The sequence below is a fragment of the Cryobacterium psychrotolerans genome (assembly GCF_900101115.1).
Classification (GTDB): Bacteria; Actinomycetota; Actinomycetes; order Actinomycetales; family Microbacteriaceae; genus Cryobacterium; species Cryobacterium psychrotolerans.
The window spans coordinates 26862-46392 of the sequence record NZ_FNFU01000022.1 but is presented as its reverse complement, the minus strand read 5'-3'; the positions used below and the strand labels follow the sequence as shown (position 1 = coordinate 46392).

20 protein-coding genes are annotated in these 19531 nt (G+C 66.1%); 10 read left to right on the top strand and 10 right to left on the bottom strand.

Going from position 1 to position 19531, the window contains the following annotated elements; translation table 11 throughout:
* Nucleotides 1–456 (top strand): integrase core domain-containing protein (locus BLQ39_RS13840; protein WP_143006477.1); only part of this gene is annotated, 456 nt, incomplete at its 5' end.
* Here the strand turns inward: BLQ39_RS13840 and BLQ39_RS13835 are convergent.
* Complete coding sequence (locus tag BLQ39_RS13835; protein WP_092324816.1) at nucleotides 453–1496, bottom strand: hypothetical protein; 1044 nt, start codon at nucleotides 1494–1496, stop codon at nucleotides 453–455. The genes BLQ39_RS13840 and BLQ39_RS13835 overlap by 4 nt on opposite strands.
* 160 nt (nucleotides 1497–1656) lie before the next feature.
* Between BLQ39_RS13835 and BLQ39_RS13830 the strand changes: the two genes are divergently transcribed.
* Nucleotides 1657–2970, top strand: coding sequence for an ATP-dependent DNA helicase (locus BLQ39_RS13830; RefSeq protein WP_174775379.1), 1314 nt, complete (start codon nucleotides 1657–1659; stop codon nucleotides 2968–2970).
* On the opposite strand, the gene BLQ39_RS13825 is transcribed toward BLQ39_RS13830, so the two are convergent.
* Together BLQ39_RS13825 and BLQ39_RS13820 are read right to left on the bottom strand one after the other, a co-directional pair.
* Nucleotides 2967–3566, bottom strand: coding sequence for a hypothetical protein (locus tag BLQ39_RS13825; protein WP_092324812.1), 600 nt, complete (start codon nucleotides 3564–3566; stop codon nucleotides 2967–2969). The genes BLQ39_RS13830 and BLQ39_RS13825 overlap by 4 nt on opposite strands.
* 38 nt (nucleotides 3567–3604) lie before the next feature.
* Nucleotides 3605–4015 (bottom strand): DUF4383 domain-containing protein, encoded by a 411-nt coding sequence (locus BLQ39_RS13820; protein WP_092324810.1) that lies wholly within the window; start codon nucleotides 4013–4015, stop codon nucleotides 3605–3607.
* 224 nt (nucleotides 4016–4239) lie between these two features.
* On the opposite strand from BLQ39_RS13820, the gene BLQ39_RS13815 reads away from it, so the two are divergent.
* Together BLQ39_RS13815 and BLQ39_RS13810 are read left to right on the top strand one after the other, a co-directional pair.
* Nucleotides 4240–5532 (top strand): serine hydrolase domain-containing protein, encoded by a 1293-nt coding sequence (locus tag BLQ39_RS13815; RefSeq protein WP_166784422.1) that lies wholly within the window; start codon nucleotides 4240–4242, stop codon nucleotides 5530–5532.
* Nucleotides 5533–5541: 9 nt separating this feature from the next.
* A complete protein-coding gene (locus tag BLQ39_RS13810) occupies nucleotides 5542–6075 on the top strand; it encodes a DinB family protein (RefSeq protein WP_092324806.1) in 534 nt (177 codons plus the stop codon).
* Nucleotides 6076–6150: 75 nt separating this feature from the next.
* On the opposite strand, the gene BLQ39_RS13805 is transcribed toward BLQ39_RS13810, so the two are convergent.
* A complete protein-coding gene (locus BLQ39_RS13805) occupies nucleotides 6151–7536 on the bottom strand; it encodes an MBL fold metallo-hydrolase RNA specificity domain-containing protein (protein ID WP_092324804.1) in 1386 nt (461 codons plus the stop codon).
* A 274-nt stretch (nucleotides 7537–7810) separates the two neighbouring features.
* Here BLQ39_RS13805 and BLQ39_RS13800 point away from each other — a divergent pair, with 274 nt between their 5' ends.
* On the top strand, nucleotides 7811–8083 hold the full coding sequence (locus tag BLQ39_RS13800; protein WP_092324802.1) for a DUF2277 domain-containing protein: 273 nt from the start codon (nucleotides 7811–7813) through the stop codon (nucleotides 8081–8083).
* Nucleotides 8084–8144: 61 nt separating this feature from the next.
* Here BLQ39_RS13800 and BLQ39_RS13795 read toward each other — a convergent pair whose 3' ends face one another.
* From BLQ39_RS13795 to BLQ39_RS13780, 4 genes are all read right to left on the bottom strand, one after another.
* Complete coding sequence (locus BLQ39_RS13795) at nucleotides 8145–8654, bottom strand: dihydrofolate reductase family protein (RefSeq protein WP_338419124.1); 510 nt, start codon at nucleotides 8652–8654, stop codon at nucleotides 8145–8147.
* 37 nt (nucleotides 8655–8691) lie between these two features.
* Nucleotides 8692–9075 (bottom strand): DUF5655 domain-containing protein, encoded by a 384-nt coding sequence (locus BLQ39_RS13790; protein WP_092324800.1) that lies wholly within the window; start codon nucleotides 9073–9075, stop codon nucleotides 8692–8694.
* Complete coding sequence (locus BLQ39_RS13785) at nucleotides 9072–9596, bottom strand: hypothetical protein (protein WP_092324798.1); 525 nt, start codon at nucleotides 9594–9596, stop codon at nucleotides 9072–9074. The genes BLQ39_RS13790 and BLQ39_RS13785 overlap by 4 nt, the downstream gene beginning before the upstream one ends.
* Before the next feature lie 582 nt (nucleotides 9597–10178).
* The gene (locus BLQ39_RS13780; protein WP_092324796.1) at nucleotides 10179–11795 is read right to left on the bottom strand and encodes an isocitrate lyase; all 1617 of its coding nucleotides are present in this window, start codon (nucleotides 11793–11795) and stop codon (nucleotides 10179–10181) included.
* Nucleotides 11796–12027: 232 nt separating this feature from the next.
* On the opposite strand from BLQ39_RS13780, the gene BLQ39_RS15665 reads away from it, so the two are divergent.
* On the top strand, nucleotides 12028–12387 hold the full coding sequence (locus BLQ39_RS15665) for a hypothetical protein (protein WP_135109408.1): 360 nt from the start codon (nucleotides 12028–12030) through the stop codon (nucleotides 12385–12387).
* Nucleotides 12388–12698: 311 nt separating this feature from the next.
* On the opposite strand, the gene BLQ39_RS13770 is transcribed toward BLQ39_RS15665, so the two are convergent.
* Nucleotides 12699–14177: an FGGY-family carbohydrate kinase gene (locus BLQ39_RS13770; RefSeq protein WP_338419125.1), complete on the bottom strand. Its 1479-nt coding sequence runs from the start codon at nucleotides 14175–14177 to the stop codon at nucleotides 12699–12701.
* The gene (locus BLQ39_RS13765; protein WP_092324792.1) at nucleotides 14174–15823 is read right to left on the bottom strand and encodes a fucose isomerase; all 1650 of its coding nucleotides are present in this window, start codon (nucleotides 15821–15823) and stop codon (nucleotides 14174–14176) included. The genes BLQ39_RS13770 and BLQ39_RS13765 overlap by 4 nt, the downstream gene beginning before the upstream one ends.
* A gap of 158 nt (nucleotides 15824–15981) precedes the next feature.
* Here BLQ39_RS13765 and BLQ39_RS13760 point away from each other — a divergent pair, with 158 nt between their 5' ends.
* From BLQ39_RS13760 to BLQ39_RS13745, 4 genes are all read left to right on the top strand, one after another.
* Entirely contained in the window at nucleotides 15982–16404 is a 423-nt protein-coding gene (locus BLQ39_RS13760; protein ID WP_092324791.1) for an RbsD/FucU family protein, read from the top strand.
* Nucleotides 16388–17389 carry a LacI family DNA-binding transcriptional regulator gene (locus tag BLQ39_RS13755; protein WP_092324789.1) on the top strand — a complete coding sequence of 334 codons (1002 nt, stop codon included), beginning with the start codon at nucleotides 16388–16390 and terminating at the stop codon, nucleotides 17387–17389. The genes BLQ39_RS13760 and BLQ39_RS13755 overlap by 17 nt, the downstream gene beginning before the upstream one ends.
* Before the next feature lie 176 nt (nucleotides 17390–17565).
* Complete coding sequence (locus BLQ39_RS13750) at nucleotides 17566–18414, top strand: MBL fold metallo-hydrolase (RefSeq protein ID WP_166784421.1); 849 nt, start codon at nucleotides 17566–17568, stop codon at nucleotides 18412–18414.
* 80 nt (nucleotides 18415–18494) lie between these two features.
* Nucleotides 18495–19481, top strand: a complete 987-nt coding sequence (locus tag BLQ39_RS13745) for a sugar ABC transporter substrate-binding protein (protein WP_092324786.1) — start codon at nucleotides 18495–18497, stop codon at nucleotides 19479–19481.
* Nucleotides 19482–19531 lie beyond the last annotated feature (50 nt).

Genomic DNA, 19531 nt, shown 5'->3' with positions numbered 1-19531 from the left:
CGGCGCTCCGGGGTCGGCCATTCCTTCCTGCACTCCGCGATCGACGACAATTCCCGGCTCGTCTACTCCGAGATCCTGACCAACGAGAAGAAGGAAACCGCCGCCGGCTTCTGGCAACGCGCCAACGCGTTCTACGCCTCCCACGGCATCACCGTGCTGCGCGTGATGACCGACAACGGGTCCTGCTACCGGTCCCGGTTCTTCAACGACGCCCTCGGCGACATCAAGCACAAATTCACCCGGCCCTACCGGCCGCAGACCAACGGGAAGATCGAGCGCTTCCACCGCACTCTCGCAGCCGAGTGGGCTTACGCCCGGCACTACAGCTCAGACCACGCCCGAGCCGACACCTACCAGGGCTGGATCCATAGCTACAATCACCACAGACCCCATACCGGCATCGGCGGCAAATCACCCATCGACCGCGTTCACAACGTCAGTGGGAACAACAGCTAGTGCAGTTGGATCGCCAGCGCCCCGTCGGGCCTGATCGTCACGCTCAGGGCCACCGTGAACGGCACGTCCTCATCCCGGGTGGTGAGTTCCCCATCGAAGAGGGATCGGACGTCGACGACGATGTGCGCCTGGCCGACGGTCGGCGGCATCTCGAACGTGTTCTGGCCGGCCGTCAGCGTGACCACCGGGAAGCTCGCGATCGACCACGCCGGCAGCCCCTGCACCTGGTCGTTGATTTCGATGCCGAACGGGCAGTTCGACGGCTGCAGCACCGTCTGCGTCGCGCACGCCTCGAGGAAATCGTTGAGTTCGGTCTGCACCTGTTTGATGAACCGCTTATTGGGCATCGCGTCGATCGTGACATCGGTTGCGCCGCCCGACGTGACGGGCAGCGCCTGCTTCGGGGCGGTGAGCAGGGTGGAATCGTGGGTGAAGCCGTACAGCGCCGGTGCGAACGCGAGGTAGGCGGCCTGGTTCGAGAACGTGACCGGCGCTTCCGGTGCCGCGTGGGCCCGCGTATCGAGGGTGAGCCCATTGACGGTGAACGTCGCCTCGTGGAGCACCGTCACCTGGAGTACGGCCAGTGGGCTGGTCGTGAAGCGCCAGCTGTCGAAGACCCCGGCGAAGGTGCCGGTGCGGGCCACCGCGAACTTCATCGTCGACTCGTTGCCGTCCAGCAGGAAGTCGTAGACCACGGTGTGGCGGCCGTTGGCGCCGCCGGTGTCGCTTCGCAGCTGGATGTCGCTGAGTTCACCCAGGACGGATCCGCGCAGCAGCGTCGAGGGGAGGTTCTGCGGCAGCCCGTCCTCTGTGAGCCTGGCGTTCGTGAGCTCCACGCCGGGCATGGCCAGCGCACCGGCCTGGTCGTGCCGGGCCAGGGCGTCGAGGTATTGGCGAACGAAGCCGCCGGCGCTGTAGACCTCCCGGTTCAGGGAACCGATGGCGGCAAACAGGGCACCGAGCAGCAGCGCTGCGATCACGCTCACGGCAATGATGGCGCGCCGTAGGCTTCGCCGGCTCTCGCCGTCCCCGATGGTCACGTCAACATCCTACGGGCGCAGGCTCGCCGCCCCCGAAACGGCCGGTGCCGCCACTGCCACGTGTCCTTGCCCCCAACCGCGTGAAGTCCCGGCGTTTGCCGGGTCGGGACGGTTACAGTGGAATGTTCCCCCCGCCCCCGCGCCCACCGAAAGTGCCCCCGTGTCCGAGATCCCGCTGTCCCGCGAGCAGGCCGAAGTCTTCGCCGCGATCGAAAGCACGCGCCAGAACGTTTTTGTCACCGGTCGCGCCGGCACGGGTAAGTCGACACTGCTGAACCACCTCTCCTGGCACACCAGCAAACAGATCGTCATTGCCGCGCCGACCGGAGTGGCCGCGCTGAACGTGGGCGGGCAGACCATCCACTCCCTGTTCCGGCTGCCGATCGGGGTGATCGCCGACCACGTGATCGACCAGTCCGACCAGGTGCGCAAGCTGCTCAACACCATCGACACGCTCGTCATCGACGAGGTCTCCATGGTCAACGCCGACCTGATGGATGCCATCGACCGCAGTCTGCGACAGGCGCGCCAGCGCCCACACGACACGTTCGGCGGCGTGCAGATCGTGCTCTTCGGCGACCCGTACCAGCTCGCACCGGTCCCGGGTGATTCCGACGAGCGCGCCTACTTCGCCGACACGTACCGGTCGATGTGGTTCTTCGACGCCAGGGTCTGGCAGCAAGCCGAACTGCGCATCTTCGAACTCACCGAGATCCACCGCCAGCACGACGCGGACTTCAAGCACATGCTCAACGCGGTGCGCCACGGCCAGGTCACCGCGGAGATCGGCGGCGCGCTGAACGCCGCCGGAGCCCGTCCGGCGCCCAGCGAAGGCGTCATCACGCTGGCAACCCGCAACGACGCGGTCAACCGCATCAACGCGGCCGCCCTGCAGCGACTCTCCGGCCGGCCGCTCACGGCCAAGGCCGAGATCACCGGCGACTTCGGCGGACGCACGTTCCCGGCCGACGAGGTGCTCGAGCTCAAGGTGGGCGCTCAGGTGATGTTCCTGCGCAACGACTCGAACCACCAGGACGGCGGGCAGCGCTGGGTGAACGGCAGCATCGGCACCGTCACGAAGGTCGACTCGACGGTGTACGTCGACATCGACGGCGACACCCACGAGGTCGAACCCACCGTGTGGGAGAAGTTCAAGTACAGCTACAACCCGCTCACGAAGAAGCTGAAGAAGGATGTCGTGGCCGAGTTCACGCAGTTCCCGCTGCGGCTGGCGTGGGCGGTCACGATCCACAAGTCGCAGGGGGCAACCTACGAGCGGGCCATCGTCGACCTCGGCTCGCGGGTCTTCAGCCCCGGCCAGACCTACGTGGCCCTCAGCCGGCTGACCAGTCTCGAGGGTCTCTACCTGGCCCGCCCGCTGCGTCCGAGCGACATCATCGTGGATGAGAACGTGCAGCGTTTCATGCAGGGCGAGCGGGCTGCCCTGGCCACCGAGGAGATCCCCCGGACTTAGTGGCCGGTGTCGTGGCCGGTGTGGCTTCCGCTGGGATTGTCGGTCCCCGGCGTCGAGTGCGAGCCATGCGGAACGGCGTACTCGCCGGCCCTCGTGGCGGCCAGGGCGCTCGTGGTCAGGCCCGAGAACAGCATGCCGCCAATCATCAGTGCGGCCAGGAAACTCCAGGCGGCCTGTGGCCGGGGTGGGGCGGCCGGGACGTCGGCCCGGGGCGAGGGGGCGGCATCCGTTGTCGCCCGCCGCGCGTTGCTGCGTCTGGACAGGGCGAGGGAGCAGGCGAGCGTGATGTCGAAGAGCGAGGCGACGGCCATCGGGTAGAAGGGTAGTCCCGTCGCGTCGGCCGTGACGCCCAGCCCGCTGCCGAGGATCGCCGTGGCGCCCCAGAGGAACACCGGGACGAGTGCGAGGGCGACGGTGGCATCCGGGGCCGTGACGCGGCCTCGGATGAGTGTCACGACACCCCAGCCGAGCTCGGCGAGGCCGAGCCCGACCAGGATGATTGCGAGCGGGAGAGGAGCGCCGGCTCCGACGGCGAGGTGTACCAGCGCTGCGCCGATGGCGGCGAAGGCAAGCCAGGTGCGGACGACGGGGTTCATGTTGTGCTCTTCTCCTGGGCGACGCTGTTCGGACGCGGTTACGCGGTGGCGGAGACGCGGGCGGACCGTTCGGCTCCGAGTCCGGCGCCGAGCAGCACGATGGCGCTGGCCAGGTGCAGGAAGTGGTCGGCCGTGTTCAGGGCCAGGATGTTCAGCGCCGAGCCGACGATGAAGAAGCCGACGATACCGAGGAGCAGGTAGACGGCTCCGACGGCCCCGTTCACGGCCTTGGCTGCGGACACGCTGGAGAGCGCGGCGATCAGCAGGGCGGCGCCGATCAGCAGGTGGGCCACGTTGTGCAGCGGGTTGACCGCGAAGATCCCGAGGAGCAGGCCGCCCTCGGTCGCGAGGAAGCCGATGCCGCCGGTGACGGCGAAGCCAAGCAAGCCGACGAGAATGTAGACCGCTCCGAAGACGGTGCCGAGCAGTCGGTTGGGGGATGTACGCATGTTGGTGCCTCTCTTAGGTGCCACGGTTATCCGGGCTCATCTGGTATTCGGAGATAGCCGTGAATCGGATTGGTGTTTGCTGCGAATGTGATCCGAGAACCCCTCGCCGCGGCGGCTTGGAATGGTGGAACGCCCGGGAACGACTCGGCCGACACCGGCGCGCGACCGAAGCGATCTGGGTACACTCCCCGGTACAAGGGCCATCAGTCAGCCTGGGGATGCCAATGGACAGTAGACCCGTTCCGAAACGCCGCTGGGCTGCGCTCGCGCTCGTTCTCGGAGCCGCCTTCGCCTTCTCCGGTTGCCTCAGCGAGGCTGGTCCGGCCCCCGACCTCACGGTTCCGGTGGGCTCTCGGTTGCCGGCCGGTGTGGCCGAGCGACTCGATGCCGCACTCGCAGACGGGCTCGCCCTGTCCGGAGCGTCCGGGGCGCTCGCCGGGGTCTGGGCGCCGTGGGCGGGAGACTGGGTGGCGACGCCCGGAACCACCACGATGGCCGGCGACAACCCGATGACCACCGACATGAAGTTCCGGATCGGAACCACCACCACCTCGATGACCTGCACGGTGCTCCTCCGGCTCGTGGAGGAAGGCCGGGTGAAGCTTGACGACCCCGTTTCACGCTACCTGAGCCGGAGCGCGGAGGTCGAGGGCATCACGCTCGGACAGCTCTGCCGAAACACCTCCGGCCTGGCGGACTATTACCCGGGGCTCGCGCCCCAGTTCGTGGACAACCCCACGCGGCAGTGGCCGCCCATGGAAATCCTCGCGAGCGGCCTGGCCGGCAAGCGCCTTGCGGCGCCGGGTGGCGCCTGGTCGTATTCCAGCACCGGCATCATCCTGCTCGGCATGGCGCTGCAGTCGGCGACCCACCAGGATTGGGGATCGCTCTACCGGCACTACATCTTCGACCCGCTGGGCCTCACCCAGACAACCTTTCCCGCCGGCGACGCCGTGCGGCTCCCCGACCCGCACCCGCACGGCTATGCGGCTGCGGTCGACGCAGCAGGGGTGCCGGCGTGCGACAAGGTGCGCGATGAAACCGAGCTGTCCAATTCCATGGGCTGGGTCGCCGCCGGGGTCGTGTCGACGCTCGCCGACCTGAGGACGTGGGCACGGGCCTTCGCCGAGGGCAGCGTGCTGTCCGAGGAATCGACGGAGGCGCTGTGGGCGACCGTGCCCCAGGGCGAAACGTCCCCGCAGTGGCAGCGTTACGGACTGGGAGGCCGCCAACTCGGCCCTCTGCGGGGGCAGGCCGGTGCGATCCCGGGTTTCCTCTCAGCGACCCTGGTCGACCCGGAGAGCGGCCTGACGATCGTCGTCATGCTGAACAACTCGACCGCGGGCCCCGGGTTCGTGCAGTCCCTCGCGCAACGCCTCGCCTCGATCGCGGCGAAGGCACCGCCGACGGATTCCGCCGAGGCTCCCGTGCTCAGGCTGCCGTGGTCCGAGGAACAGACGGCCGAGGCGATGCGCTCCGGCGCGGCCTGCCAGGCGGCGGACACAGCCGCTGGCTAGAATTCGGTCATGGCGATCACACCCGACACAAAAGACTGGACCTGGGTCCTCGAGCAGCCGTGCCCCGAGTGCGGCTTCGACGCCGCCGAGGTCGCCCTCGACGACATCCCGCGCCTGATTCGCGAGAACGCGGCCGGCTGGGGCCCCGTCCTCGCGCGCACCGACGCGGCCGTGCGCCCGAACGACCACACCTGGTCCCCCCTCGAATACGCCGCCCACGTGCGCGACGTTTTCCGCATCTTCTCGGTGCGGCTGGGGCTCATGCTCAGCGAAGACGACCCGCTGTTCGCGAATTGGGACCAGGATGCCACGGCGGTCGCCGAGCGGTACCACGAACAGGACCCGGCCGTGGTCGGCCGGGAGCTCGCCCTCGCCGCGGCATCCCTGGCCGATGCCTTCGCCGCCGTCCCGGTAACGGAGAGCACCCGCACCGGCCGCCGCAGCGACGGAGCCCGCTTCACCGTGACCACGCTCGCTCAATACGTGCTCCACGACCCCGTCCACCACCTGCACGACGTCCACCGCCCCCTCGCCGAACTGTGAGTTTGGCACCTTCCCGACCCCGGTGAAGGTGCCAAACTCACAGTTCGGCGAAGAGAGAGGGCGCGGTTAGCGCGGTCAGCGGGGGTGGGCGGGGTCGATGGACTCGAGGTGCTCCGGCACCCTCGCGTTCCAGCCGAGTTCGCGCTTGATTCGCACCCGCAGGGTGTCGGCGGAGGCCGGCTCCCCGTGCGTGAGGTAGGTCATCGCGGGCGGTCGCGGGGCGGCGCGCATCCACTCGATGACCCCGTCGGAGTCGGCGTGGGCCGACATGCTCCCCAGGGCGACGACCTCGGCCTTGATCGGCACGTCCCGGCCGTAGATCCGCAGGTGGTCCTCGCCGCGCAGGAGCGCGGCGCCGCGCGTTCCGCCGGCCTGGTAGCCGGTGAGGATGATGGCGTTGCGCCGGTCGGATCCATAGGCGATGACATGGTGGAGGATGCGGCCGCCGGTGAGCATCCCGCTGGCGGAGATGATGATCATCGGCCCGCCGCGCAGGTTGAGCAGTTTCGATTCGTCGACGCTGTGCACGAGGGTGGCCAACCGGTACATGTCCCTGAATTCGTCCGGCGTCAGGCGGTGCTCTTCGGCGTGGCGCCGGTAGATCTCCGAGGCGTCGATGGCCATCGGGCTGTTGAGGTAGATCGGGATATCAGGGATCGAGCCTGCCGCACGCAGCCGAGAGAGGTGGAGGAGCACGGACTCCGAGCGCCCGACGGCGAACGCCGGGATCATCACGACTCCGCCGCGTTGGGCGACCCGCCGGATCACCGCGCCGAGCTCCTCCTCAGGGTCGGCCCCCGCGTGCTTCCGGTCCCCGTAGGTCGACTCGGCCACGAGCACGTCGACCGCCCCAAGTGCCCGTGGGGGCTTCATCAGAGGGTCGTCCGCCCGGCCGAGGTCGCCGGTGAAGTGCACCGCGCTCCCGGCCACGTCGAGCCGGACCTGGGCGGCGCCCAGGATGTGGCCCGCCGGGATGAAGGTTGCCCGGAGCGAGGGTCCGAGGTCCAGCTCCTGGTCGAAATCCCGCACCCGGAACGACTCGAGGGAGCGAACCGCATCCGCCGCCGTGTACAACGCCCGGGGATTCGCGTGCCGGGATGACCCGCGCTTCTTCGAGTAGGACGCTTCCTCCTCGAGCAGGTGACCGCTGTCGGGCAGGACCAGGCTGCACAATTCGGCGGTTCCGACCGTCGAGTAGATGGGGCCGGCGAAGCCGTCCCGCACGAGGGCTGGGAGGTATCCGCTGTGGTCGAGGTGCGCGTGGGTGAGGACGACGGCGTCGATGGATTCGGGCGGCACCGTAAAGGGGAGGCGGTTCCGGTCGCGCAGGAGCTTGTACCCCTGGAAGAGCCCGCATTCGATGAGCACCCGGCGGTCACCGGACTCGACGAGGTACCGCGACCCGGTGACGGTGTCGGCGGCTCCCAGGAAGCGAAGAGTCGAATCTGAGCCGTGCGCCACGGTGGCCTCCCCACGAAGTCGATGGAGTACCGGATGACCTGCACCGCGTCGCCGGTTCAGGCCCCAAGCTATTTTCGACTGACGGCTCCTGTCAAGGGCCTGCGCAAGCCGCCTTCTGGCTGAGATGCGGAGAAAGGACCTTCGATCTGAACGTGAAGGTTCCTTGTCCGCAACTCAACTGGAATGGGCGGCGGGGAGCGGCAGTATGGTCGGCGCATTCGGCCTGGGCACCCCTGTCCGTGACGGATGCGGGCCTCCGGGCTACCCTTGAAGCATGTGCCGGAACATCCACACGCTCCACAATTTTGAGCCCGCCGCCACTGACGACGAGGTACACGCAGCCGCGCTGCAGTACGTGCGCAAGATCAGCGGCGCGACCAGGCCGTCGAAGGCCAATGCCGAGGCGTTCGACCGGGCAGTCGCGGAAATCGCCCACATCTCGAGGCACTTGCTCGAGGACCTGGTCAGCGCCGCCCCGCCGAAGAACCGCGACATCGAGGCCGAAAAAGCGAAGGCGCGCTCGGCGAAGCGGTTCGCCGCGGCGTAGCCGCTACGCCCGGGCTTCGGCGCGGTAGCGGAGGTACACCATGCCGTTACCGAACCGGCGTTCATCGAGCAGGTCGAGCTTCAGGCGCACCCCGTCGGGGAGGAAGCGCGTGCCCCCCGCCCACCACGACGGGCGCCAGGAACATCCGGATCTCGTCGACCAGCCCGGCCGCGATCGCCTTGCCGGCCAGGTTGGCGCCGCCCACACCGATCTCACGCGCCGCCGTCGCCTTGAGACGGCGGACCGCTTCGGGGTCGAAGGACCGCTCGATTCGCGTGCGTGCAGTGGACGTCGTCTCCAGTGATGTCGAGAAGACGACCTTGTCGGCCGCCCGCCAGATCCCGGTGAAGTCCCGGATGACCGGCGGCGGGTCGGCGAGGGTGTGTGCGGTTTCCCAGAAGGTCATCACCTCGTACATCCGGCGCCCAAAGAGGTAAGTGCCGACCGGCCGCTCGAGGTCGTTGATGAACGCGTGCACCTCGTCATCCGGCACGGCCCAGTCGAAGTTGCCGTCGGCGTCGGCCAGGTAGCCGTCGAGGGACGTGATCCCGGTGTAGCTCAGTGTGGCCATGACGCGAACGGTACTACCACCGGCGTCCGGGGTGCGCTCAGCCCGCATGGCCCCACGCTTCGACGAGCCAGGCGAGGACTTGCTCGTCGATGTCCGCCACCGAGCGAAGTTCGAGGTGATGGGTGAATCGCCCCGGTCTCGGTTCGACGACCTCTTTCCAACGCGGCGATTCGTCGCGGCGGTGCAGGTCGATCGTGAGGACGAGCGGGGCCACGTCGCCTCGCAGGTACTGGCCGGGCAGCCAGGTCCACGCGAACGCGACCCGACGCCGGAAGGCGACCTGGCTCCTCCTGACGCGCATCGTGGCCGGGCCGATCGACTCGATCGCCGAGCGAACACGGTCGAAGAGCTCGCGCGAGCGCAGGTCTCGGCCTGAAAAGTACTGTTCAAGCAGGATCCGTTCACCGCGGGCGCTCGTCATCCGTGCGCCGGGTCGGCGATCCTTTCCAGCGGAGCGCATTCCGTGGAGCGCAGTTCGAGTGTGACCAGGAGGGCCTGCACGAGGTGGATCCCGGCGGCGGCGGCCTCCCAGAGCTCCGGGGACAGGTGCACCGGCACACGGGCGTGTGCTCCCGGCTGCAGCGTCTCGGCCGGCTCGCTGCCCAGGTAGTGGAAGAACGTGCCGCGCGCGGCCGTGCCCGGCGGGTCTTCGGGCGACAAGAGGAACCCGGCGACGAAGAAGTCATCGGCCCCGGAAGGCGACCAGGGGGAATCCGACTCGTTCACAATGTCTATCCGCAGCGCGGAGGGCGACAGCGACGGGGTGTGACTGTCCGGCCAGCGCAAGGCGAGGCCCTTGCGACGCTGTGCCTTGACTGGCTGCGCCTCAAGGGCACGCGGCCGGTGGCGGTATGCCCAGTCGCCGTCCTGCACCCAGAGGTCGCTCGTCACCCACCGGCCGGTCAGGTCCGGGTGTGGTGCGGCGATCGTCAGCCGGGTCACTCCCTCGCTCTGAACGACCCGCCACCCTGTCTGCGGCCTCGTTTGAGACGGATCTGACTCGTCCCACTGCCCGGCACGAACGAGTCTCGTGAAGTCGGACAGCGGGCGGCCTTCGCCCGACAGGGATGATCGAGCCACCTCCATCGATCCCAGTTGGACGAGTGTCTCATCGTCATCCGCGCTTCTCATGCCGCGAGCATGGCACACGGCCGGGCCTGCCGCCCGTGCCCGATGCCGCACAATTGGGAGGTGGATGAGATCGGGCTGGACGGAGATGGTCCGAGGTGTCCGGCGTGCCGTGTCGAGATGACTGCCGATGGCGTGGACACCGCCGAGGGGCTCGAGTCCTGCCATCGGTGCCCGAGGTGCCGGTTGGTGCTCGTCGTTCCCGGCCTGTGGCCCGAGTGACCCTCGCCGCCTCCTGGCCTGGGGGCCGGTATGGCGGCGTCTTCCTGGCCGCTTCGTCGAGATCCTCTGCGGTCAGGAGCGGTTTCAGCTGCACGCTCACGGAGGCCCGTCGAAACGAAGAAGCCCCAGTCAGGCGGCTGGGGCTTCCTCGTTGCTACTTCGACGGAGTGTCCGTCAGCGACTTGTCAGAACCGGTTCCTCGAACTGGTTCATCGTGTTGTTCGTGCCACCGGCCTTCAGCGCGGCCTCGCCGGCGAAGTACTCCTTGTGGTTGTCACCGATGTCGGAGCCGGACATGTTCTGGTGCTTGACCGTGGCGATTCCCTCGCGGATCTCGCGCCGCTGCACGCCCTTCACGTAGGCGAGCATGCCCTGGTCGGCGAAGTAACCCTTGGCCAGATCGTCGGTGGACAGCGCGGCCGTGTGATAGGTCGGCAGGGTGATGAGGTGGTGGAAGATGCCGGCCTCGGCCGAGCCGTCGCGCTGGAAGGTGCGGATGCTCTCGTCGGCAATCCGGCCGAGCTCGGTCTTGTCATACGCGACGCTCATGAGCTTGGCACGGTCGTAGGCCGACACGTCCTTGCCCTCTGCGAGCAGGTTGTCGTACGCCTGCTGACGGAAGTTGAGCGTCCAGTTGAACGACGGGCTGTTGTTGTAGACCAGCTTGGCGTTCGGGATGACCTTGCGCACCTCGTTCATCATTCCGGCGATCTGGGCGACGTGCGGCTTCTCGGTCTCGATCCAGAGCAGGTCCGCGCCGTTCCGCAACGAGGTGATGCTGTCGAGCACGCAGCGGGCCTCGCCGGTTCCCGGACGGAACTGGAACAGGTTGCTGGCCAGGCGCTTCGGGCGCAGCAGCTTGCCATCGCGCTTGATCACGACATCCCCGTTGCCCAGCTCTGCCTCGGTGATCTCGTCGACGTCGAGGAAGGAGTTGTACTGGTCGCCCAGGTCTCCGGGCTGGTAGGTTACGGCGAGCTTCTGAGTCAGGCCGGCGCCGAGCGAGTCGGTGCGGGAGACGATGATGCCGTTGTCGATGCCGAGCTCGAGGAACGCGTAACGCACGGCGTTGATCTTCGCGATGAAGTCCTCGTGGGGCACGGTGACCTTGCCGTCCTGGTGGCCGCACTGCTTCTCGTCCGAGACCTGGTTCTCGATCTGGATGGCGCAGGCGCCGGCCTCGATCATCTTCTTGGCGAGGAGGTACGTCGCCTCGGGGTTGCCGAAACCGGCGTCGATGTCCGCGATGATCGGCACGACGTGGGTCTCGTAGTTGTCGATCTGGTCCTGGATCGCTGCGGCCTTGTCGTCGTTGCCGGCCGCGCGGGCCCCGTCCAGGGCGGTGAAGAGCAGGTCCAGCTCGCGGGCGTCGGCCTGGCGGAGGAAGGTGTAGAGCTCCTCGACCAGCGCGGGAACGGCCGTCTTCTCGTGCATGGACTGGTCAGGGAGCGGACCGAACTCGCTCCTGAGCGCGGCGACCATCCAGCCGGACAGGTACAGGTAGCGCTTGTTCGTCGTCTTCAGGTGCTTCTTGATTGAGATCATCTTCTGCTGGCCGATGAAGCCGTGCCAGACGCCCAGCGACTGGGTGTAGACGGAGGAGTCGGCGTCGTACTCCGCCATGTCCTTGCGCATGATGTCGGCGGTGTACTGGGCTATCTCCAGGCCGGTCTTGAAGCGGTTCTGGGCGCGCATACGGGCGACCGACTCCGGGTCGATCGCGTCCCAGCTGCTTCCGAACGCATGCTTCAGAGCTTCGATGGCCTCGGTATCGTCCTGATAGATGGTCATTTGCTTTCCTTCGACGTGGGAGTTGTGCTGTGCACTGGACGGCTGTTTCGGCGGCCCGGTATCGGCCGCTAAATGAAGACTGCGGCAAGAACAGCGGGTCTTCTTCAGGATTCCGGGCAGAACTTTTGCGATTCTTCTCCGGTTCAGAAGAAAGTCAGGGGCGCTGCGGGCTGGTTCCACGGGGTTGCCCTGGAACGTTGACCGAGTGAGGAGCGCCTGACACACTGACGCCATGCCGACGTCAGCGCCCTGGATCCCGTCCCGAGGGTGTCGTCGCGCTCGGGGCACTGCGGCCCTTCTGGTCATTGGCGCGATGTCGGCCCTGGTCGCCGGATGCGCGTCGGGCGGCGGCCCGGACGTAGTGCACGCGAAAGGACTCACTGCCGCGGTTTACGAGCCGGATGGATCCTCCTTCGACATTCTCGCCGAAGGTGTCATCGTCGATCTGGGAAGCGGATGCCTGGGCCTCGACAGGACCAGTGACCATCAGAAGCTCATCGTCGCTTTCCCTGTCGGGACCACCCTGTCCGGCCACGGAACGATTTCCGTCGAAGGTGGCGGCACTTTTGCGGTCGGCGACACGGTTCGGTAAACGGGCAGCGACGACAAACGCGACGCGCCGCCTCGTGTGCCTGTAGCGATTCCTGAGGGTTGCCCGAGCGACCTCGACATCTGGTACTTCCTGCCCCTCACGGAAAAGTAGGCCGGGAGACGGCTACGTCCGCCTCGGGGCTCGGCGCTTTCAGCGGATCCGGTTGAGGACTTTTTCCGGGCCATCAAAGACGCGCGCGCGGGCGACTTGCTCGGAGAGAACGGGGTCGCGCGCCAGTAGGGCCCGGACGAGTTCCTCATGACCCTCTATGGATACGCGCACCTCCTCGGACAGGAACCCTGCAATGCCTTCTAGGACTCCCTGGAGAGCTCTTCCAGCCGATGCATCAGGTCTGCGGTCGACGTGTACAGGTCGCGGTAGATGGCGTAGAGATCGTCGTAGTGGCCCGCATGCTCCGCCCTCGGCTCGACTACGTGCGAAATCGGATTCCACCCTTCGATCATGACCGACGTCGACGCGGAAGCCGCAAGGAACGCGGCGCCGAAGCTCGCGCCAATCGTCACGGAAGGAATTTCCTGGGCAATCCCGGTGATGTCACTCACGATTTGGGTCCACAGGCCGCCCTGAGTCCCCCCGCCCACCGCCACGGCGCGATCGATGCGGCCGCCTGCCATGCGCAGCGCCTCTATGTTGTGCCGTACGCCGAAGGCGGTCGCTTCGAGGGTCGCCCGATACAGGTCTCCTCTGGTGTGCTCCAGCGTGAGTCCAGCGATGATTCCCCGGGCGCGGGGGTCGGCAATCGGGGTTCGTTCGCCGGCGAAATAGGGGAGCATGAGCAACCCGCGGGCTCCGGCTCCCGCTGCGTCGGCTTCGGCGATCAATGTGGCGTAATCCGGCGAACCGACCAGTTCGCGCAACCACTGCGTGATCGCGCCCGACGTCGCCATCCCGCCGGCGAGGTTGCGCGTGCCGGGCAGCGCGCCGACTGTGCCCCACAGGGTGGCGGAACTGATCTGTTCCTCGACCGTATTGATCAGGAACATCGTGGTGCCGTACATCACCATCAAGTCGCCTGGATTTTGGGCTCCGACGCTGATCGCCTCAGACCAGGCATCAATGGTTCCTGCAATGACCGGCACCCCCTCGGGAATCGTCGTCACGGCGGAAGCCGCCGCTGACACGCGACCGACTACCTCCCCGGGCCAGACGAGTCGAGGAAGTTCGAGCCCGGGCGCTACGAGTCCAGCCCACGGTTCATACCAATCCTGGGCGACGGTGTCATACATCGGGGTGCACTGGCTCGCGGAGTGGTGGTCCAGTGTGTACGCGCCCGTGAGATGGAAGGCCAACCAGGAACTCGGCATGAACAGCAGCCTGGCCCGGTTGGTGACCGCCGGCTCATGCTCGGCGAGCCAAGCCAGTTTCGGGCCGACGGATTGCGTCGACAAGGCTGAACCGCAGCGATCCACGATGGCTGCCTGACCGAGTTGCATGGTGAGGCGCTCTATCTGCGCGACGGCCCGGGTGTCGACGCCGTAGAGAATTGCCGGGCGCACTGCATGTCCGTCGGCGTCGGCCAATGCAACGCACGGGCCCATCCCACTGACCCCGACACCGACGAGGGTAACGGGATGCCTTGCCAGCAGTTCCCGGGACAAGTCGGCGAATTCGCGCCACCAGAGATCGGCATCCATCTCCACCCGGCCAGGTCCCGGGCGGTCGACCTCATGCCCGCGGACAGCGATGCCGATAATGCTCCCGTCAAGTGAGACCAGGATCCCCTTGCTGCTCGACGTTCCGATATCGACGCCGAGAACGGCCGGCATCATGCGGAGGCGCTGAGATCGACGTCGCCGCAGAAGTGGACCTGCACACCCAGTGCGTCGAAGACCGCTGCCTTGGCAATCAGCGCCCGGTCCGCGGTTGCGGCATCGGGCGCGTAGGCGACCTGGGCGTGGTTGGCCTTGTGGCGCGCCATGAACTGGTTGCGGGAGATGCCGTGCAGGACGACGTGCATGATGGGCCATTCGGGGTTCGTCGCCTGCCAGCGGCGTTCGGTCTCCTCCGTGGGGAGCGCGATTGCCGACGCCCGGCCCATATCGACGTGCAGCCCGTCGGGGGCGACGTAGACGCGCGACCAGACAATCTCGCCGGGCTTCGACACGCCCTTGATGGTTCCGCCGCCAGCCGGAAAATAGACCGGGGACTGGCGCCAGCTGCTGGCGCCCGCGTAGCCACCCTCGAAATGGGAGGGAGGGACAGATCCCGAGATCTCGTACACCCACACGAATTCATCGCCGTAGTCTTCGCCCCAGCGCACGTCGTGCAGGGTTGTGGCCGGGTCAAGGTCCATTGCCGTCCACACCCGGTTGGTGATGAGCGCGTCGACCGCGACGCCTTCGTCGGCCTCATTGAAATGAGGAAGGGCTTCGCCGTCCCAGAGGATCCGGGAGCCATCCCGGCTGAGCACCGGCGGGCGATCCACATTGTTGAGCAGGCCCTCGGCGAGGTCGGAGGCGGGGGTGAGGTCCTTGAGGCCCTGTTGGTACTGGATACCAACGGCATCCAGCCCGAAATCGTCGCTGATGCGCAGGGCGGCGATATACATCTTGAACTGTTCGTGCAGTTGGGCGTCGGTGAGTTCGGTGGCATCGTCAGTGCCGGTTTTGAAGGTCATGCCCTTGGCGTCAAGCCACTCCCGAACCGCCCGTGCTTCCTCATCCGGAACCGTGAGCATCTCGGCGTAGAGAGCGCTCTGGGAGAGGCGCTCCTTGTAGATTCCGAGTTTGTTGAGTAGCTCGTCATCGATGATCGCGTTGTACATTCCCATGCAGCCCTCATCGAAAACACCAATGATGGCCTTGTCAGTCAGAAGCTGGTGCGCGATCGCTCCGCCGAGATCCCTCTCGGCACCGCCGGGGAGGTCGACGAGATCCTTGACGTGCGAGGCGTCATGGTCAATGCGGCCGGTCTCAATCCAGGACTTGATGCCCTCGACAAACCAATCGTCAGTGAAGTCTTCACTCCAGATCGTCGAGTAGGGCCTCCCCATCTTGGTCAGTCCCGCATTGAGCCCGAGCAGGCCGACAAGACCTGGCCAGTCGCCGGCGAAGTTAGCCAGGGTGAGAATGTCGCCACCATGGGTCCGAAGCCCGGCGAGAATGTGGTGGCTGTATTGCCAGACCGCCTCGGCCACAATGAGCGGCGCATCAGTGGGAATGTTCTTGAAAACCTCCAGGCCCATGCGCTGGCTGGAGATGAAACCGTGTCCGGTCTTCGGATCCACCGGATTGGCGCGCACGACAGTCCAGCCGAATCCCGTGAAAACGGCCGTCACTGCCTCCTCCAGGGCCGCCTGAGTCGGCCAGCCGGCGATGTTGGCCGAGTGGCGCAGGTCCCCGCTGGAGATGAGATAAGCGGTCTTGGCCTCGACGCGTCCGCGCGTGGTCGTGGTCGGCAGATGGTACTGGGTCATGGGGGACTCCTTCGTCGTCGCTCTACAAACAATTTCAGAAATCGATTACTCGGTCAAGTCTTGGCGCAAGAACGTTCGGTAATCGTTTCCCGATAGGATGCTGGAAATGGAAATCATCCAGCAGCGGACGACCGTGCCCGCGCGGACAGGGAGGTCAAATGCTCATCGGAGTGGATCCACTTCTGCGGGGTAGCCTCCTGGCCCGATTGGACGAGATGGGCCACGGCGACATGCTCGTCATTGCGGATGCCAATTTCCCTGCTCGCCGGCTCGGCCCCCCCGTCATCGACCTGCCAGGGGCAACCGCGATCGAGGCCATCAGGGCTATCGCTACGGTATTTCCCATCGATCCCGACGAGCCGATCAGCCTGATGTCGGCCCCGGCCGGCCCCCCGGACATTCACGCCGAGCTCGTCCGGGCCACCGGAAGAACAGGTGCCGTTCGTGCAGAGGCGATCACCCGCTTCGAGTTCTACGAGCGCGCGCAGGAATCCGTTCTCATTGTCGCGACTGGCGAACTGCGGCCGTATGGCAATGTGATTCTGCGAAAGGGCGTGGTGACTGATGGCGAAAATCAGTGATGTGGCACGCGAGGCAGGCGTTTCAGTCGCTACGGTTTCCCGAGCGCTCAACGACCATCCGAATGTGAACCCGGAGTACGCGGACAGGGTCCGAGCCGCCGCCGCGAAGCTGGGTTATCGTCCGAACGGTATCGCCAGAAGCTTGCGCCGTCAGTCCAGCGACGTGATTGCGCTGATCATCAGCGACGTGAGCAACCCGTTCTTCACCGCGATCACGCGGGGCGTTGAAGACGTGGCTCAACGCTCCGGTTACTCCGTGCTTCTCTGCAACGCTGATGAGGACTCGGCCAAGGAGGCAACCTACCTGCGCGTTGCCGAGCAGGAACAGGTCGCCGGCGTCATCCTGTCCCCGCACATGGCGGGCAGTGATGTGTCGCGCCTGCGCGGCGCCAACATCCCTCTGGTTGTCATCGACCGTCCCTTGAACGAACCGGTCGACTCCGTCATGGTGCACTCCAGGGAGGGAGCTGAGTCCGCGACCAACCACCTCCTCGACGCCGGGTGGACGCGGCCGGCCTGTATTACCGGACCAGAGGAGGCTGCGACGGCGCAGGAACGGCTGCAGGGCTACCTTGAGGCGGTGCGACAGCACGGCAACCTCGATGAGCTCTTCGTGCACGCACCGTTCCGGCAGCACGGCGGGGCTCGCGCCGCCAGTGAGCTGTTGGATGCGGAGGTCGCGCCGGACGCTTTGTTTGTCGCGAACGCCCAAATGACGCTGGGCGTCCTCGATGAGCTCAAACGACGCGGACTCCGCATCGGCCGTGACATCGGCATCATCACCTTCGACGACGCGCCGTGGGCCCCGTTCATCAGTCCGCCTATGTCTGTCGTCGCGCAACCTGCCTACGACATCGGGGCTCAGGCGGCACAGCTGCTCATGGAGCGGATCCGCGGTACGGCCCCGGCCGAAAGGCGCCAACTCACCCTCTCCACGACCCTTATCGTCCGGGAGAGTTCGCAACGGTCCTGGGGGATGCGATAGGTACGTCGGGCATGTCGCTTGACACCCACCGGTCCACCTATTAGGCTCCAGAAATCGATTACTTCAGTTCGTTGGAGTTTCCCGAGTAATCGATTACCAAGACCCGTCCACGACGCCCAGCGTCCGACAACTCGATGAGGAGTGGCTAAGAGCCCATGACGTCATACTCGCTCTGGATGCTGGAATACTCTCACTGCCTGGCCCAGCCCCTCGGTTGTGTCTTCTACGGTGAGTGGAACGCGGGCACCCGGCTCTTCGCCTACAGCTATGCCTACGTCGAGGGTGGCGGGCACCGGATTCTGATCGACATCGGGCACGATAACACCTCCGGCAACAAGGAGCTGAACGACTCAAACGACATCGTCGATTACCAGACGCCTGACGCTGTGCTGGCGAAGGTCGGGGTTCGTCCGGAAGACATTGACATCGTGATTCTGACTCACGCCCACTACGACCACGCCGGCGCCACGCGATGGTTTCCCAATGCCACTTTCTATATGCAGCGGCGCGAGTTGGAGACGTCCAGGGAAGCGCTCAACGCCTCGCCTCTGTATGACTCGATCATCGGCGCCCTCGACCCCGCCGACATCGATGTTCTTGAGGAACTGGCCAGGACCGGGAGGCTGAGGCTCCTGGACGGCGCGGTCGATGACTTCTTGCCCGGCCTCTCCATTCGTGCTGCCTGGGACACACACACCCAGGGTGGTCAGTATGTCGTCGTCACCGACCATGAGGGCCGCAACTGGGTCGTCACCGGTGACGCAATGTACAGCTACGAAAATGCCGAGGGCATCAACCAGTCCGGCGAGTACGTCAACATCGGCTTCGGCGGCGGCAGCGGCTGGGCCGGTTTGCGCCTGATTGACGAGATGGTGCGGCTCGCCGGTGATACCAACCGGCTCGTCATCGTGCACGAATCGGAGACGTTCAAGCGCCATCTGTCCCGTCGGTATGACGACAACCTCTCTGTGGCCGAACTCCTCCTTGCCCCAGGCGTCGAGTCCCGTATTCTCCCCCGCTCATAAACCCACGTCTTCTCCGAACTCACCACCGCTCCCCGCACCACCAAAACAACCCGTCACAGGACCTCTAGAAGGAGATCACAATGCGTAAGAACAAAGTCGTTTTTGCCGCGGCCATCGCCGCCGCCCTCATGGTCGGCACGGCTGCCTGCAGCACGCCGGCTGACGAGGCCACCCCTGCCGCATCCGGCGGCGACGTAAACAAGCTGCTCGGCATCGTCACCATTACCGCGAGCGACGCGAACAACGCCCGGGTCATCGCCGGTGCGACGGCTGCAGCCAAGGCCGCAGGATGGAAAGTGGAAGTCGTGGACGCGGCAGGCAACGCCGACACCGCCAACTCGGCCATCACGAACTTCGTCAGCAAAAAAGCTGGAATGATCTTCGACCTCGTCTTCCCGGTCACGTCACTCGGCGCTGGCATGAACGCCGCCAGGTCTGCAGGTATTCCGGTCGCCAGCTGGGGTGGCGGCCTCACCGATGGCGTCGTCATGACCACTGGAGACGGCGCGCCGTTTGCCAAGCCGGCCACCGAGCAGTTGCTGAGCGACATTGACAACGAAGGTGCGGTCCTCGCCCTCACCTACCGCACGGGTGAGGTCTGCCGGGCTCGAGAGACACTCTTCGATGAGATCGTCAGCAAGCAGCCAAACGTGACCGTTCAGAAAGAGGAAGTGACCATTCCCGGATTCCTTCAGGATGGAGCCCGTTACGCAACCGCCTGGCTGGCCGGTCACCCTGCGGGCGAAGGCAACCTGGCAATCTGGGGATGCTGGGAAGACCCGACGCTCGGTGCAATCTCCGCATTGAAGCAGGCCGGTCGTACCGATGTGCTGACCTACGGCATCAACGGATCGAGCACGGCCATTAAAGCGGTGCAGGATGGAAGTCTGACGGCGACGGTCTATGAAGACGGGGCTGGGGAAGGCAAGGCCATGTTCGATACCACCCTTGAGGCGATCGCGGCCGGCAAAAGCTGGAAGCAGAAGACGATCAATGTTGACGGCATTCTGGTCACGGCCGACAACGTTGACGCGTTCGTGAAGGACCACCCGGAAGCACTCAAGTAGCCCGACGCCTGCTTGGTGGCGGTCGCACAAGATAGAAGGAGTGAAAAGCC

Bases quoted from the DNA above. Each gene is read 5' to 3' on its own strand.
- BLQ39_RS13825 (WP_092324812.1), bottom strand. From the start codon at position 3,566: ATGAACCCCGTCGTCCGCACCTGGCTTGCCTTCGCCGCCATCGGCGCA.
- BLQ39_RS13820 (WP_092324810.1), bottom strand. From the start codon at position 4,015: ATGCGTACATCCCCCAACCGACTGCTCGGCACCGTCTTCGGAGCGGTC.
- BLQ39_RS13815 (WP_166784422.1), top strand. From the start codon at position 4,240: ATGGACAGTAGACCCGTTCCGAAACGCCGCTGGGCTGCGCTCGCGCTC.
- BLQ39_RS13810 (WP_092324806.1), top strand. From the start codon at position 5,542: ATGGCGATCACACCCGACACAAAAGACTGGACCTGGGTCCTCGAGCAG.
- BLQ39_RS13800 (WP_092324802.1), top strand. From the start codon at position 7,811: ATGTGCCGGAACATCCACACGCTCCACAATTTTGAGCCCGCCGCCACT.
- BLQ39_RS13795 (WP_338419124.1), bottom strand. From the start codon at position 8,654: ATGGCCACACTGAGCTACACCGGGATCACGTCCCTCGACGGCTACCTG.
- BLQ39_RS13790 (WP_092324800.1), bottom strand. From the start codon at position 9,075: ATGACGAGCGCCCGCGGTGAACGGATCCTGCTTGAACAGTACTTTTCA.
- BLQ39_RS13780 (WP_092324796.1), bottom strand. From the start codon at position 11,795: ATGACCATCTATCAGGACGATACCGAGGCCATCGAAGCTCTGAAGCAT.
- BLQ39_RS15665 (WP_135109408.1), top strand. From the start codon at position 12,028: ATGCCGACGTCAGCGCCCTGGATCCCGTCCCGAGGGTGTCGTCGCGCT.
- BLQ39_RS13770 (WP_338419125.1), bottom strand. From the start codon at position 14,177: ATGATGCCGGCCGTTCTCGGCGTCGATATCGGAACGTCGAGCAGCAAG.
- BLQ39_RS13765 (WP_092324792.1), bottom strand. From the start codon at position 15,823: ATGACCCAGTACCATCTGCCGACCACGACCACGCGCGGACGCGTCGAG.
- BLQ39_RS13760 (WP_092324791.1), top strand. From the start codon at position 15,982: ATGCTCATCGGAGTGGATCCACTTCTGCGGGGTAGCCTCCTGGCCCGA.
- BLQ39_RS13755 (WP_092324789.1), top strand. From the start codon at position 16,388: ATGGCGAAAATCAGTGATGTGGCACGCGAGGCAGGCGTTTCAGTCGCT.
- BLQ39_RS13750 (WP_166784421.1), top strand. From the start codon at position 17,566: ATGCTGGAATACTCTCACTGCCTGGCCCAGCCCCTCGGTTGTGTCTTC.
- BLQ39_RS13745 (WP_092324786.1), top strand. From the start codon at position 18,495: ATGCGTAAGAACAAAGTCGTTTTTGCCGCGGCCATCGCCGCCGCCCTC.